Genomic DNA, 14,408 nt, shown 5'->3' on the forward strand with positions numbered 1-14,408 from the left:
GCCATGGGATGCGTCCGTTACCGATCACGGACAATCCCGGGGGAGTTCGCGGACATGTCGACGGCAACGGCCCAGGACGGGGCGCCTATTCGCCGCCGTCGGGCAGCGTCGACGCGAGTCGCCCGAGCAGGCCGGCCGGCTGCGCCTGCTCGTCCGCGTCGAGTCCGGAGAGCAGCCGGCGCTGGTTGTCCAGGTGGACGGCGACGAGTTCGCCGGTCAGCTCGACGCCCTCGGCGGTGAGGGTGACGAGGCACCCGCGCGAATCGCCCTCGGCGACGGTCCTGCCCACCAGGCCGCGGGCCTCGAGCCGGTCGACCCGCTTGCTGATCGCGCCGGTCGTGACGAGGACGGTGCGGCTGAGCTCGCCCGCGGACAGCGCGTACGGCCTGCCCGCACGCCGGAGCGCCGCGAGCACGTCGAAGTCACCGCTGCCGAGGCCCGCGGCCTGGAAGGGCGGGCGCAGGTGCTGGTCGAGCGCGTCCGTGAGCCGGAAGAGCCGGCCGATGACGAGCATCGGGGACGCGTCCAGGACTACGACGCGGTGATCGCCGAGGCCCTCGCCGAACTGGGGCTCCCCGCGTCCCTGGCCGGGGCCGCCCGCACCGACGCCCACGACGCCGCCCTGCGCGCCGGCCACCGGACCGCCCAGGAAGCGGTCGGCGAGGAGGCCGGGACGCCCGTCGTCACCGTGGACGGCGTCGGCTTCTTCGGGCCCGTCCTCTCCTCCGTCCCCAGGGGCGAGGACGCGACCCGGCTGTTCCAGGCCCTCTCCACCCTCGCCGGGACAGCGGCGTTCGCCGAACTGAAACGGGGACGCGGTGCGCTCGACGTCCGCTGAACCGGGCGCGCCGGCTTCCTGCCCGACGCCGGCCGGTCGCACCTGTGGACCGCCCACGACGTGGCCCCTATACGAGGATCGGCCAGAAGTAGGCGACTCCCGCGATACAAGCCGTGGCCGACCCGATCATCCAGTACAAGGAGAACGTGTTGACAGGCACGTTGTCCCAAGGCTTCTCCTCCTGCTCCTTGATGTCGGCGGCGACCTTCTTGGCGATCGGCGCGAGCATGATGACGAACGTCATGAGGGCGCTGCTGTAGAAGTACAGGGTCTGTGGGACGGAATAGCCTTCGAACGCGGCGTTGGGCACCAGGTACAGCCAGCCGACCAGCGGGGCGAGAAACATGCGCAGCTTCGCCTTCGGCGTCGGCATGCACCAGTACATCGTGGCCGCGTAGACGACGGTGACGCCGGACGCGACGAGCCACCAGTCGCCCGTATTCAGTTGGAAAGTCATGCGCGCGGCTCCTTCCGGGCCAGAAGCATAAGCATCTGGCCGTCCGGGCGTGACGGGCATCTTCCGGCACCAGTACGCGGGCGAGCTCTGCCGCGTTCCGGCAATGTCAGGAGCGCTCTCGTGACCGGAACGTGCGGCGGTAGGTGTCGGGGGGCACGCCGACCGTGCGGTTGAAGTGGCGGCGCAGCGTCGTGGCGGTGCCCATGCCGGTGGCCGTCGCGATGGCGTCGACGGCGTCGTCGGTGGTCTCCAGCAACTCCTGGGCGCGGCGGATCCGTTGGGTCAGCAGCCACCGCAGCGGGGTGGTGCCGGTCGCCGCCCTGAAGTGGCGGCTCAGGTTGCGTGAGCTCATCCGGGCCCGGCGGGCCAGGTCCTCCACGGTGAGCGGGTGGTCGAGGCGTTCGACCACCCAGGGGAACAGCGTGGCGAGCGGATGGTCGTCCCGGGCGGGCACCGGGGCGGCGACGAACTGGGCCTGGCCGCCTGCCCGGTGCGGCGGCACGACCAGGCGACGGGCGACGGCGTTGGCGACGGACGAGCCGTGGTCGAGCCGGACCAGGTGCAGGCACAGGTCCATCGCGGCGGCCTTTCCGGCAGAGGTGAGCACACTGCCGTTGTCCACGTAGAGCACGTCCGGATCGACCTCGACGCGCGGATGGCGGGCGGCCAGGGCCTCGGTGTGCGCCCAGTGCGTGGTCGCGCGCCTGCCGTCCAGCAGACCGGCGGCGGCGAGCACGAACGCGCCCGTGCACAGCGAGGCCACGCGCGCACCCGCCTCGTGGGCCGTGCGCACCGCGTCGACGAGATCGGCGGGCGGGTCCTCGTCGGTGTCCGCCCAGCCGGGGACGATCACGGTGTCGGCGTGCCGGAGGCGGTCGAGCCCCTGGTCGGGCTCCAGCCGGAACCGGCCGACCCGCACGGCGTGCGCGCCGCACACCTCCACGTCGTACCAGAGGACTCCCACCCCGGGCGGAGCGGCGCCGAACACCTCGTAGGCCATGGACAGTTCGAAGTGCAGCATCCCCTCCGTGAGGGCCAGCGCGACGGTACCCATGTCCGAAAGTGTACGGGGCACGTCGTTTCAGACACTCACGGTGGGGATCCCGCCCTCGTCAGGATGGTCCGCAGCGGATCAAGCGCGTCACGACGACGACGTGGTCGCGCATCAAGTGGATCGATCGAGACGGGGGAGGACCCATGGGATCGGCATCAGAGGCGGCATCGGCATCGGGCCGGACGGTGACGGTGTTCGGCGCCTACGGACACACCGGACGCTTCGTGGTGGCGCGGCTGCGGGAGCGCGGCTTCGTCCCCGTCCTCTCGGGGCGCGATGCGGGCAAGCTGCGGGCGATGGCGGCATCCGCCCCCGGACTCGCCGTCCGCCCCGCGTCGGTCGACGACCCCACCTCGCTCGACCGCGCCGTGGACGGTGCCGACGCCGTGGTCAACTGCGCCGGACCCTTCGCGACGACCGCCGCTCCCGTGATCGAGGCGGCACTGCGCGCCGGGATCCCGTACGTCGACGTGGCGGCCGAGATCGAGGCCAACGTGGACACGTTCACGCGCTTCGGGGACCGCGCCCGCGCGGCGGGAGCGGTGATCGTCCCCGCGATGGCCTTCTACGGCGGCCTCGGCGACCTGCTGGTCACCGCCGCGATGGGCGACTGGACGTCGGCCGACGAGGCGACCGTCGCCTACGGGCTGAGCAGTTGGCACCCCACCCCCGGGACCCGCGCCGCGGGCACCGTCTCCGGTGAGCGGCGCGGCGGCCGGCGCGTCCGCTACACGGGCGGGCGCCTGCGGTACCACGACGACGAGCCGACGGTCCTGGCCTGGTCCTTCCCCGCCCCGACGGGCACCAGGGAGGTCGTCGGGGAGTTCACGATGGCCGACGTGGTCACTGTCCCCAGCCACCTTTCCATCCCCGAGGTGCGCACCCACATGGCGATCGAGGCGGCCCGGGACCTCTCGGACCCGGGCACGCCGGCGCCGAGAGTGGCGGACGAGAACGGCCGCTCGGACCAGACCTTCCTCGTCGACGCCGTCGTACGCTCCGGCGGCACCGAACGGCGCGCCCTGGCAAGCGGCCGGGACATCTACGCCGTGACCGCGCCCCTCGTCGTGGAGGCGGTCGACCGGATCCTGACCGGCCGGACCCGCACGGTCGGCGTCGCCTCCGCCGGCGAGATCTTCGACGCCCCCGACTTCCTCCGCGCGCTGTCCCCGCACCTCTCCTGCGCCCTGCCCGGGCAGCGGACGGTGTCCTGACCTACCCGGCGGCCGTGGGCCCCGCGTTCAGCTTGGCCACCCTGGTGATGATGGCGTCGGCCACCGGCTCCCCGGGCCAGGGGAAGATGCGGGTGACGGAGTACTGGTGCGCGAGGCCGTGCAGACAGACCCAGAGGGTGACGGCGTCCAGTTGCGGGTCGGCGACCGATGACTGGCCCGCGGCGACACAGTCGGCGAGGGCGTCGGCGAGGACCTGCATGGCCGTCGCACCGAGCGTGGTGAGCTCCTCCTCCGTCAGGGAGCTGTCGCCCAGGGTGGGCATCCACAGGCCGCCGAACATCGTGCGGTAGCGCCCGGGGTGGTCCTGTGCGTAGCCGAGGTAGGCGCGGCTCAGCGCGTACAGCCGGTCCCGCGGGTCCTCCCCGGCCTCCTGCACGGCCGCCCGCAGATGGGCTTCGAGGGCGGCGAACTCCCGTCGTACGACCGCCAGCATGATGGCCGGCTGGTCCGGGAAGTGCGGGTAGATCGAGGGGGCGGCGATGCCGACCTTGCGCGCCACCGACCGCAGGGTGATCGCCCGTTCGTCGCCGGTCTCGTCCAGCAGCGCGGCGGCGGCATCGACGATGTCCTCCCGCAGGCGGCCGCCCTCACCGCGCCGGTTGCGTACGCGGGCCGTTCGCTTCGGTGCGTCCTGACTCGTCGCGTTGGTCTCTTTCATCCTCGTAACCTTACGCGCAAAAGTTTATTGGCGTAAGTCCTTGCTCGCGCTCGGGTTACATGCGTAGCCTTACAGCCGTAAGTACGAGGTCGGGGCAGTACCGCTCCTGTTCACCGTCCACGGCCTCCGCTCCCGCACGGAAGGAAACGACCCATGTCCACGACCCACTCCCGCCTCGGCACGCGCCTCGCGGCGGTCACCCTCTCCCTCGCCGCGGCCGGCGGTGCCCTCGCGGCCGTCGCCGCACCCGCCCAGGCCGCCTCCGGCCCGGCCCGCACCGGCGCCGGCCACCACGGCGGCGCCGTCGAATGCCGCGGCCAGGGCACCGACCCCGACGCCGTCGTGCGCTACGGGACCGAGATCCTCGTCGACGCCCCGCCGAGCGCGGTCTTCAAGACCCAGACGGACGTGGAGCAGTGGCCGTCCTGGCAGGACGCCGTACTCACCAGCGACCGGCTCGACCACGGTCGCCTGCGCCCCGGTTCCGCCTTCCGGTGGACCACCCCGGTGCCCGCCACCCCCGCGACGCCCGCCACCACCCTGACGGTCACCTCCACCGTCCAGCAGATCCAGCGCGACCACTGCGTCCGCTGGAGCGGACCGGCGACCGGCGAGGGAATCCACATCGACGAGGGCACCCACGTGTGGACCTTCACCAAGGTCAAGGGGGGCACCCTCGTCCGCACCGAGGAGACCTGGACCGGCGACCAGGCCGAGGCCGACGTCGACCTCTCGACGCAGGCGCTCGGCGCGGGCCTGGAGGTCTGGCTGAAGGACCTCAAGGCCGCGGCCGAGGCCCGCACCGGCTGCTGACCCGCGCCGGGCCGGCCGCGCGCCGTTCCCGGACCTGGAGTTCGCCATCGAGGCCCCCCGGTCAGGTCTGGGCGAGCCTGCCCCTCGGGGTGCGAGGCCTTACGCCCGTAAGTTTATCTCCGCATTCCCTTGTCGGGTCCGATCTGACGCCTGTAGCCTTACAGTCGTAAGTACACAGCTGAAACCCCGAGGGAGTACGCCATGAGCAGCATCGTCTCCGCGACCGAAGTGGTCCTGCCGGGCAAGGTCGAGCCCGAGGGTCTGGAGTTGCGGACCCACGAGCTGCCGGCCCCGGGCAAGGGTCAGGTCGTCCTGCGGATGGAGGCGACGGGGGTCTGCTTCGCCGAACAGCAGATGCGCCGGGGCAAGTACTACGACCAGCCGCCGTTTCCCTTCGTGCCCGGCTACGACCTGGTCGGCACCGTCACCGCGGCCGGGGAGCAGGTCGACGCCGCGCTGACCGGGCGCCGGTTCGCCGCGGTCACCAAGACCGGCGCCTGGGCCAGCCACCTGCTCGTCGACGCCGCCGACCTGGTGCCCGTCCCCGACGGGGTCGACCCGGCCGCCGCCGAGACGGTCATCGTCAACGGCATCACCGCCTGGCAGCTGCTGCACCGCACCGCCAAGGTCCGCGCCGGCCAGACCGTCGTCGTCCTGGGCGCCAACGGCGGCGTCGGCTCCACCCTCGTCCAGCTCGCCCGGCAGGCCGGCGTCACCGTCATCGGCACCGCCTCGCCCCGCCACCACGCCACCCTGCGCGAACTCGGCGCCACCCCCGTCGACTACCGCGACCCCGACATGTACGCCCGCATCCGCGAGCTGGCCCCCGAGGGCGTGGACGCGGTCTTCGACCACGTCGGCGGCCCCGCCATCGAGGACTCCTGGCAACTGCTGCGCCGCGGCGGCAGCCTCGTCTCCTACGGCACCGCCGCCACCAAGGACGAGGAGGGCAACTCCCAACTCCCCGTCCTCAAGCTCTTCGCCCGCCTCAACACCTGGAACGCCCTGCCCAACGGCAAAAGCGCCCACTTCTACAACTTCTGGGCCGGCAAGCGCCGCTGCCAGACCTCCTGGCAGCGACGGCTGACCGAAGACCTCACCCAGGTCCTGCGCCTGGTCGCCGACGGCACCCTCGTCCCGCAGATCGCCGCCACCTTCCCCCTGACCGACACCGTCGCCGCCCTGCGACTCGCCGAATCCCGCACCGTCGCGGGCAAGGTCGTCATCGTCCCCGAGACGTGACGGCGCCCGCCCCGCCGATACGACCCCACCTGGTCGACACACCACCGAGGAAGAGACCGACGCGATGAACGCACGACGCACCCTCCTGCTGACCATGGCCGCAGCCGCGATCGCCACGGCGACGACGCTCTCCGCACCGGCCGTCGCGTCGGCCCACGAGGCACGGCCCGGTACCGGCACTCCCGCCTTCCAGCAGTGCCACGGCGTGACCGTCGACAAGAGCGCGCCCGTCGTCGCCCGCGCCAGCGTGCTGATCAAGGCGCCGGTGCGGAAGGTCTGGGACCTGCACACCGACATCGACGCCTGGGACACCTGGATCCCCGAGATCACGCCGGCGAAGAAGCGGACGCCGGGCCCCCTGCGCCCGGGCTCGGTCTTCGAGTGGTCACCCCAGGGCATGCAGGTCACCTCGACGGTCACCAAGGTCGACCGGAACCGGTGCGTCGCCTGGGCCGCGCCCGTCAACGGCATCGACGGCGTCCACCTGTGGACGTTCAGGAAGGTCAGGGGCGGCGTGCTCACCACCACCGAGGAGTCCTGGTCGGGCGCCCCCGTCGAGGCCGACGTCCCCGGCAACCAGGCCGCCCTCGAGTCCGGCCTCGTCGACTGGGTGAACCGCCTCAAGGACACGGCCGAGTCGAAGACCGACCGCGGCGTCCACCGGGGCGAGTGACCCGACGCGGCACGGGCCGGGCCCGGCACTCGCGAGCACGGCGGACGGTCTCCGTACGGCGATGTCTTCCCTGCGACCGGTTCAGATCTGGCCGAGGTCGATCTCCGCTGCGAAGGGGGCGGTGATCTTCAGGGTGCCGGTGAACACGTCCCCTTCGCGGTACGTCCTCGTCGCGGGATCGAGCAGGTACGTATACACCAGCGGTGTGCCCGTCGCGGCTTGCTCGATCCGCCAGTAGAAGCCGATCCCGGCCTTGGCGTACTGGTCCACCTTCACGATCCGGTCGGTGGTCTCCGAGCCCGGCGACACCACCTCGGCCACGAGCAGTACGTGCTCGGGCCGGGTGGGCGTGATGTCGATCGTGTCCGCACGGTAGACGATGACGTCGGGGCGACGGTTGGTCAGCGGGACGTCCTGAAGCCGGACGTCGAAGTCCGTGTCGGCGTTCCAGTCGGGGCCGGCTGCGACGTCCAGGGCGTTCGCCAGGAGTCGGGCCAGTCGATTGTGCCGCTTGGAGGCGCTGGGGCTCACGACGACCATTCCGTCCACGATCTCGATGCCGGCGCACTGCTCCTCGGACCACGACTCGTACTCCTGGGCCGTGATCTGCTGGTGCATCCACGCCGGGGCGACCATCTCGGCAGTCATGACACGCCTCCCGGACACTGTGCGGCGGGCCCGATCCCGCTGCACTCAGCGTACTGTCTCCAGCTCGCAGACCGCCTGGCCCGGGACTCCGCCGGCGCTGACTCCCGCCGTGCCCGCCTGGTCCAGGTGGGCCGGGCATTCGACGCGGGTGTGCCGCTGTGCTGATGTGCCTCGGGGACCCATGGCGGCTACGGATACAGCTTCAGCTGCCCTGGGCCCGGTCGGGCGGTCGATGCACTGCCCCCGTGGAGGACCGGTGACGGGTGAGTTGCAACTCCCGTCCTGCAAGGACTCAGTCCAAGGCGTCACTGCCGGCGGAATCGCCAATGCGGGAGGGGCGCATTGGATTCGGGCAGGTCGGACCTGTACGGCTTGCGCTCGCTCACCTTGGCCCAGCATGCCCGAGCCCTCCGACCGGCAGGGATACCGCAGTCCCACACGTTCAGGTGACGACAAATCACCTGTGAACAGTAGTGGCCCGAGATGATCAATGATCGGGGCGGGAGCGCCGGCGTGCGATCAGTGGCGGTGATCGGGCTCGGTCGCCGGGCCGGTGCCGTTGGTGCCCAGGTCGTCGGAGCGGTCGGCGTCGACGCGGGGCCACTGTGCTGTGGGCCGTCCACCCGGCCACTCCCGCAGCGGGGGCCAGTCGGGTGCCCCGCCCAGGGTTCGCGTGGCGTGCCCGAGGCGTGGCCAGCCTGCCGGGGAGTCCTCCCAGTCCTCCTGACGCCCGAAGGCCGTGAGGTCCATGAGCGCGTAGCTGTAGTCCACCGCCTCGGCCCCGCGACGTTTGGTCCAGTACGTCTCGAAGACGCGGTCGCCGTCGCGCAGGTAGCACACGAGGTGGAACAGGCCGGGCTCCCGGCCGACGAGAAGCGACTCGAGCGAGGGCTGGGCGGAGTACCAGGGCATCGTCCAGCCCATGAAGGCGCGGTAGCGCAGGCTCTCCTCGTACGACGTCTGTGCATCCCCGAAGCCGTAGGCCGTGTTCCGCCCCTGACAGAACACGGCGAAGGTGATGTCGCGGGAGTGCAGATAGGCCGGCTCGCCCACGTGGCTCATCACCCAGGTACAGCCCTCGCACTGCTCAGCGGCCTGCCGGCCGGGCCACCACATGAAGTAGTAGGCGATCATCTGGCGTCGCCCTTCGAACGCGTCCAGCAGCGTCATGGGGCCGTCCGGCCCCAGCAACGGGCTGTCCGCGGCCACCTCGACCATCGGGAGCCTGCGGCGCGCTGCGGCGATCGCGTCGCCTTCGCGGGTGTGGGCCTTCTCCCTCGCCCGCAGCCCCTCCAACTGCTGCTCGAAGGTCGCGCGGTCGGCGACCGGTGGTTGCGCCCTGCTCGGGTTCCCGGACATCAGCGGCTCCTGGAATCGCTTCGTTGCGACTACGGCGCACTCCTCAGTAACGGACTGGCCGGTCGGGATCCGCCGTGATGCGCGATCCGACCTGTCTCTATTGTCGCCGAGCATGCGACGGTGTCGCGGTTGTCCTGGACGACGGCTGTCATGTTCGACCCGCCGAGGGCGGGCGGCGAGGTCGTGGAGGTGGGGCGGACACAGGCAGGTTTCCTGCGGCCCGGAAGCTGCTTCCCACCCGACAGCGGTGGGTGGGAAGCAGCGCGCCAGAGCCCATCTGAGCATGGCCAACCTGCAGTTGGGGCACACGGGGGCACGCCACCCTGCGATTGGACTAGACAACAAGAAACCCCCGGGCCGATGACCTGGGGGTTCGGAGTGGAGCGGGTGACGAGAATCGAACTCGCACTCTCAGCTTGGGAAGCTGATGTTCTACCACTAAACTACACCCGCGTGGGACGCCGACCGCAGTCGGTGCCTGGACGCTCACTCACTCTACCCCATGCCTGGTCCCCGGTGTTCGCACCGTGGGGCCGGTGGTCGTTTCGGGGGCGGGGACGCGGCTGCGGGGGCTCGGAGTCGGGGCGTACGGTGGGGGCCTTGGAGAGGGTGTGCGTGCGGGCGGAGTGCCGCCTGGAGAGTCGTCTCTTTCATCCCGTACTGTGGCTTTTGTCGTCAGGGTAGTAAGCCAGACGAGCCTCTTGGGGAAGGGACTTGAAGGACTTGATGGAGCGCACCGTCGTCCGCTGTGCCGATGGGCACGTGTTCACCGCCACCTCGTTCCCGATGCAGCAGGCCGAGCGACTCGGCCCCGGTCGGCTCGTCCGATGTCCGCGCTGTGCGCGGCTGCGGAGTGCCGTGCCGGTGGGTCTGCAGAAGCGGTAGCGGGCGGCCGACGCCGGCAGGGGTCGGCACAACGGTCGGCCTTCCGGCAGGGAGACCCAGTAGGACAGGGCGCGCGGCGCGGCGGCGGTTGTCGCTGCTCCGCGCGCCTTGCGTATCCTCGGTGCGTGCTTCTCTCAGACAAGGACATCCGGGCCGAGATCGACGCCGGACGGGTCCGCATCGAGCCCTTCGACGACTCCATGGTGCAGCCGTCGAGCATCGACGTGCGCCTCGACCGCTACTTCCGGGTGTTCGAGAATCACCGGTACCCGCACATCGACCCCTCCGTCGAGCAGGTGGACCTGACCCGGCTCGTGGAGCCGGACGGGGACGAGCCGTTCATCCTGCACCCCGGCGAGTTCGTGCTGGCCAGTACGTACGAGGTCGTCTCGCTGCCCGACGATCTCGCCTCGCGGCTCGAAGGGAAGAGCTCGCTCGGGCGGCTCGGGCTCGTCACGCACTCCACCGCCGGGTTCATCGACCCGGGCTTCTCCGGGCACGTGACGCTCGAGCTCAGCAATCTCGCGACCCTGCCGATCAAGCTCTGGCCGGGGATGAAGATCGGGCAGCTGTGCATGTTCCGGCTCACCTCGCCGGCCGAGCACCCGTACGGCAGCGAGCGGTACGGGTCGCGGTACCAGGGGCAGCGCGGGCCGACGGCCTCGCGCTCCTTCCTCAATTTCCATCGGACCCAGGTATGAGCAGCGAGAACGCAGGCAGGACGCACGCATGAGTGATGTTCGGGAGAATCTGACCTACGAGCAGTTCGGCGTCGCCGTGCGCGAGCTGGCGCAGGCCGTCGCCGACGACGGGTACGAGCCGGACATAGTGCTCTCCATCGCCCGCGGCGGCGTTTTCGTGGCGGGCGGGCTGGCTTACGCGCTCGACTGCAAGAACATCCATCTCGTGAACGTGGAGTTCTACACCGGGGTCGGGACCACGCTCGACATGCCCGTCATGCTCGCGCCCGTGCCGAACGTCATCGACTTCTCCCGCAAGAAGATCCTCATCACCGACGACGTCGCCGACACCGGCAAGACGCTCAAGCTGGTCCGGGACTTCTGCCTCGACACCGTCGCCGAGGTCCGCAGCGCGGTGATCTATGAGAAGCCCCACTCCCTCGTCCAGTGCGAGTACGTGTGGAAGCGGACCGACGAGTGGATCAACTTCCCGTGGAGTGTCTTGCCTCCCGTACATAGGTCGGGCGAGGCGGCCAAGGTGAACAAGGAGGCTCTTTAAGAGACTTGATTGCCGGTGCCGACCTGAGCGGACGCCAGGTTGTCAGTGCCGACCGATATGCTTCTGCCGTCCACTTCCGGCCCATCCCAAGCTTCGGCCTCAGGAGCCGAGGACTCCGCCAGTAAGGGGGGTTGGTATCACCGGATCGGAAGAGGACATGGCAGATCTGCGGAAGCCGGATGATCACGAAGAGCAACAGCGCGATTCAGGACGACGCCGCACCAAGGCCGAAATCTTGATCGCACTTCTCACCGCGATCGCGGCAGTCGCAGGCTGTGTGGAGCAGCTGGCGCGTTAGAGCGTCGACGTAGGGTGGTGAGCCGGACGATGGCAGGGGCAGCAGAGCGGGCCCCGGCCAAGTAGTAGTCGGCCGGGACCCGCTCAACGACTCCATGCACTGGCCCGATCCTGGTGGGAAGACCAGGGTCGGGCCTTTGTGCGTAGAGCCAGCCCCTGTGACCTGCGGCTTCGTTCCGTGACCGAGGCCACAAAGTGGAAGCTACATTTTGCAGGTCTATAGCCCAGACTATAGCCCGAGGCCTTAGCCCCTCCTAGCAGGCCCTAGCCAGTCCTAGCAGGCCCTAGCCGGTCTCAGCCGGCCCTAGCCGGTGTCTGACGGTCTCCATCGCGACGTTGACAGCCCTGGTCAGCGCTGCCTGCGATACTCCCCATCGGCTCTCCGGAACTGCGAGATGCCACCGAGGTAAGGGGTCGGCGGGCTGTCGACGGTCGTCCTGCTCCTTCCGGGTGGACGAGGCCACATTCGTTGATGTCAGGCCTGGACGCGAGAGGGGCTCACCTCCGAAAGCGGAGGTGAGCCCCTCTGAACTGAAGCCTTGGCGGGCACAAGACCGGCATGGCCCCGCGGTGGTGGCGAGGCAGCCGACCCTTGTCGCACCCGGGTCGCGGCCTTTGCCGTGCGGACGACCTCACCACTTGGCAAGGTACGCCTTCTGATCCGTAGCTCTATATGGACCGGTCGGTGGGGGTCATACCGGCCACTTATCAATCCCGTGAAGGCGTCACTGGACGATGCCGGTTGCTGCGGTTGCTGTGCCTTGCTGCTGTACGAGCGTGCCGTGCGCCGAAGTCTGGCCCGCACGCATGGCTGCCCGAGCTAGCCACAGAGCGTTGAGGACGATCAGAGATGTGGCCAACTCCTGCGCCTGAGGGGCGACCCCCCACAGGATGCAGACAATTACCGTGATCACGGTGACCGACTGAGGGCGAGTTGACAGATGCTGGGTAACCCGCGGGAGACTCAAGATGGACCTCCAAGGTTCTGGACCCGCCCTGCCGTGCACGCCTAGGAAACCTGTTCGGCGAGGGCGGGTTCTCTCTGTGCCGTGGGGCTCATGCTGGCTTAAGATCGGCTATTCGCAAATTCGATCTCGTGTTTTCCGGTACTCCATCGATCGCCGACTGGCTTGTCACAGCAGTGAGTTGCGCTGGGCCACTCACTTGATCAGGCTAGATGTCATTGCTGAAATGCCGCAATACGGACATCGGTTGGAGTGTGGGCCGGCGGGATCTGCTGTCGGTGCTTCTGGGTCTTGCCGGGGATCTCGGGGCCTGCGTTTTCGCTGGTCTCAGCGCTCTGCGTAGTCATTGAGGAAGCCCTGCGCGGCGGTCACGAAGGTGCCGGCTCTGCCTGGGGCGACGATGGTCGGGATGGGAGCACCCCACGCACGCCCCAACGTGCCCGCAGTCGGCGTCGGCGCCCCCTGAGGTCATGAGCACTGACGAGTGGCTGCGGATGCACCTTCGCCGTGCTCCCGAGCGTGACGAGGAGTGGGTGCGCCGTGCCCTCGTGTTGCAGGGGCGGGCCTGATCGTCACCGCCAGACGGGTTCGATCAGGCTGGGGTCGAACTTCCGGCGTCCTCGTCCGGCCGGGTGAATGATCACGGCTGAGATGCTGTGCAGCACGATCTCTTGCTGGCGCTCGACAGGGAGCGCAAAGAACTCCTCGACGGTGAGGTTCGCTGCTTCACCCTTGGCCTCGGCCTGCTTCCGCTCCTTGTAGAAGCGGGCCCGCTCCAGTTTCAATTCGTCGCGCAGACGCTCCTTGGTCGGCAGGAGCTGCAAGAGCGTGGCAACCGTGATCTGTTTCGAACGTTCGGCGTCCACGAGTTGCGCGATGTCCTGCGTGATCTCCTGCAACTCGACCTCACGCGACCATTGTTGATCGACGGGAACCGCGGTGACTGCTGCTCGCGTCCGCTGCTCTTCCAGCGCGAGTTGGGCTATCAGCTTGTCGACGGGCTCTCCAACCCGTCCGACCTTGCCGCATCCGCCGTTCACTACGGAGCACTGGTACGTGTACCTCGTGGCCTTCGATCCTGGTTGCCAACGGTTGTTGATCTGTCCTCGGATCTTCGCCTTGCACAGTCCGCATCGGGCGATGCCTGAGAGCAAGTACTTGCGGGCTAGGGAGCGGCCGGGATGCTTCTGCTTCCGCTCGGCGACGGCCGCGCAGACGGCTTCCCACTCCTCCAGAGTGTTGATCCGTTCCCAGTTGCCCTTGATCGGTTCGCCGTCTTCGCCGACCAGAATCTCGCCGTGGTACGTCCGGTAGCCGACCAGCCTCGGGTTGGTCAGGAGCTGCTCGACGTGATGGTGGGCCATGCGCTTGGTGCCTGCGCGCGGGTTGCCCAGGCCCTGTTGCTGCCACCGGGTCCGGATGGTGCCGATGCGTACGCCGGCGAGGACCTCGCGTTGTGCCTCGCGGATGGCTTCGGCGGCCTTCGGGTCGAGCTTGGTCCGGTCGTCCTTGCTCCAGCCGTACGGCGCTGGCCCTCCGCTGTCCTTGCCCTGCTGAGCCAACTCCAGGTGCTTGCGCTTGATCCGGCGTGACGCGTCGTGCGACGACTTGTTGGCGAACGCGACCATGATGCGGGCCATGGTGCGGCCGTCCGGCGAGGCAAGGTTGATGTCGTTCGTGACGGTGGCGAACTCCAGGCGGGGCCGCTCGTCGAAGATCTCGATGAGGCGTTCCAGGTCCTGCGGCTGTCGAGCGAGACGGTCCAGGTCGTAGGCCACGATGCCGTCGATGAGGCCGGCGCGGAGATCCCTCAGCATCAGCTCGAACTCGTCGCGCACGACGTTGCGCTTGAACGCCGACACGTCGTTGTCCTCGTAGGCCTTCACGACCTGCCACGACCGGAGATCCGCGAGGCGCTCGCAGTCCTGCTGCTGCCTGGCGACCCCCAGAGACTCGCCCTCGTCGTCCCGCGAGATCCGGGTGTAGACACCTACCTTGCGTGCCAAGGTCGGCCCTCCCCCTGCCTTCTGAGCAGGGCCAGACTA

General features: G+C 69.4%; 14 protein-coding genes and 1 tRNA gene. 7 read left to right on the forward strand and 8 right to left on the reverse strand.

Features of this window, described 5'->3' with window-relative positions:
• Positions 1 to 85: 85 nt before the first annotated feature.
• Positions 86 to 514, reverse strand: coding sequence for a MarR family winged helix-turn-helix transcriptional regulator (locus ACGH7X_RS20355; protein WP_399886824.1), 429 nt, complete (start codon positions 512 to 514; stop codon positions 86 to 88).
• A 27-nt stretch (positions 515 to 541) separates the two neighbouring features.
• On the opposite strand from ACGH7X_RS20355, the gene ACGH7X_RS20360 reads away from it, so the two are divergent.
• Positions 542 to 838 (forward strand): hypothetical protein, encoded by a 297-nt coding sequence (locus tag ACGH7X_RS20360; RefSeq protein WP_399886825.1) that lies wholly within the window; start codon positions 542 to 544, stop codon positions 836 to 838.
• Between the two features lie 67 nt (positions 839 to 905).
• Here the strand turns inward: ACGH7X_RS20360 and ACGH7X_RS20365 are convergent, their stop codons facing one another.
• Both ACGH7X_RS20365 and ACGH7X_RS20370 read right to left on the reverse strand, forming a co-directional pair.
• Complete coding sequence (locus ACGH7X_RS20365) at positions 906 to 1,295, reverse strand: hypothetical protein (protein WP_399886826.1); 390 nt, start codon at positions 1,293 to 1,295, stop codon at positions 906 to 908.
• A gap of 106 nt (positions 1,296 to 1,401) precedes the next feature.
• Positions 1,402 to 2,349, reverse strand: coding sequence for a helix-turn-helix domain-containing protein (locus tag ACGH7X_RS20370; RefSeq protein ID WP_399886827.1), 948 nt, complete (start codon positions 2,347 to 2,349; stop codon positions 1,402 to 1,404).
• A gap of 143 nt (positions 2,350 to 2,492) precedes the next feature.
• Between ACGH7X_RS20370 and ACGH7X_RS20375 the strand changes: the two genes are divergently transcribed.
• Positions 2,493 to 3,563 carry a saccharopine dehydrogenase family protein gene (locus ACGH7X_RS20375; RefSeq protein WP_399886828.1) on the forward strand — a complete coding sequence of 357 codons (1,071 nt, stop codon included), beginning with the start codon at positions 2,493 to 2,495 and terminating at the stop codon, positions 3,561 to 3,563.
• A 1-nt stretch (position 3,564) separates the two neighbouring features.
• Here the strand turns inward: ACGH7X_RS20375 and ACGH7X_RS20380 are convergent, their stop codons facing one another.
• On the reverse strand, positions 3,565 to 4,242 hold the full coding sequence (locus tag ACGH7X_RS20380; RefSeq protein ID WP_399886829.1) for a TetR/AcrR family transcriptional regulator: 678 nt from the start codon (positions 4,240 to 4,242) through the stop codon (positions 3,565 to 3,567).
• Between the two features lie 153 nt (positions 4,243 to 4,395).
• Here ACGH7X_RS20380 and ACGH7X_RS20385 point away from each other — a divergent pair, with 153 nt between their 5' ends.
• From ACGH7X_RS20385 to ACGH7X_RS20395, 3 genes are all read left to right on the forward strand, one after another.
• Positions 4,396 to 5,055: an SRPBCC family protein gene (locus tag ACGH7X_RS20385; protein ID WP_399886830.1), complete on the forward strand. Its 660-nt coding sequence runs from the start codon at positions 4,396 to 4,398 to the stop codon at positions 5,053 to 5,055.
• Positions 5,056 to 5,256: 201 nt separating this feature from the next.
• Complete coding sequence (locus ACGH7X_RS20390) at positions 5,257 to 6,297, forward strand: medium chain dehydrogenase/reductase family protein (protein ID WP_399886831.1); 1,041 nt, start codon at positions 5,257 to 5,259, stop codon at positions 6,295 to 6,297.
• Between the two features lie 64 nt (positions 6,298 to 6,361).
• Positions 6,362 to 6,970 (forward strand): SRPBCC family protein, encoded by a 609-nt coding sequence (locus tag ACGH7X_RS20395; RefSeq protein WP_399886832.1) that lies wholly within the window; start codon positions 6,362 to 6,364, stop codon positions 6,968 to 6,970.
• An 81-nt stretch (positions 6,971 to 7,051) separates the two neighbouring features.
• On the opposite strand, the gene ACGH7X_RS20400 is transcribed toward ACGH7X_RS20395, so the two are convergent.
• The 3 genes from ACGH7X_RS20400 to ACGH7X_RS20410 all read right to left on the reverse strand — a co-directional run bounded on the left by ACGH7X_RS20400 (position 7,052) and on the right by ACGH7X_RS20410 (position 9,430).
• Entirely contained in the window at positions 7,052 to 7,618 is a 567-nt protein-coding gene (locus ACGH7X_RS20400) for a Uma2 family endonuclease (RefSeq protein ID WP_399886833.1), read from the reverse strand.
• Positions 7,619 to 8,137: 519 nt separating this feature from the next.
• Positions 8,138 to 8,977: a DUF899 family protein gene (locus ACGH7X_RS20405; RefSeq protein WP_399886834.1), complete on the reverse strand. Its 840-nt coding sequence runs from the start codon at positions 8,975 to 8,977 to the stop codon at positions 8,138 to 8,140.
• Between the two features lie 379 nt (positions 8,978 to 9,356).
• Positions 9,357 to 9,430, reverse strand: a tRNA-Gly gene (locus tag ACGH7X_RS20410).
• 557 nt (positions 9,431 to 9,987) lie between these two features.
• On the opposite strand from ACGH7X_RS20410, the gene dcd reads away from it, so the two are divergent.
• Positions 9,988 to 10,563, forward strand: coding sequence for a dCTP deaminase (gene dcd, locus ACGH7X_RS20415; RefSeq protein WP_399886835.1), 576 nt, complete (start codon positions 9,988 to 9,990; stop codon positions 10,561 to 10,563).
• Between the two features lie 28 nt (positions 10,564 to 10,591).
• Positions 10,592 to 11,101: a phosphoribosyltransferase gene (locus tag ACGH7X_RS20420; RefSeq protein ID WP_399886836.1), complete on the forward strand. Its 510-nt coding sequence runs from the start codon at positions 10,592 to 10,594 to the stop codon at positions 11,099 to 11,101.
• A 1,834-nt stretch (positions 11,102 to 12,935) separates the two neighbouring features.
• On the opposite strand, the gene ACGH7X_RS20425 is transcribed toward ACGH7X_RS20420, so the two are convergent.
• On the reverse strand, positions 12,936 to 14,369 hold the full coding sequence (locus tag ACGH7X_RS20425; RefSeq protein WP_399886837.1) for a recombinase family protein: 1,434 nt from the start codon (positions 14,367 to 14,369) through the stop codon (positions 12,936 to 12,938).
• Positions 14,370 to 14,408 lie beyond the last annotated feature (39 nt).

It is taken from the genome of Streptomyces sp. BBFR51 (assembly GCF_044591655.1).
Lineage (GTDB): Bacteria > Actinomycetota > Actinomycetes > Streptomycetales > Streptomycetaceae > Streptomyces.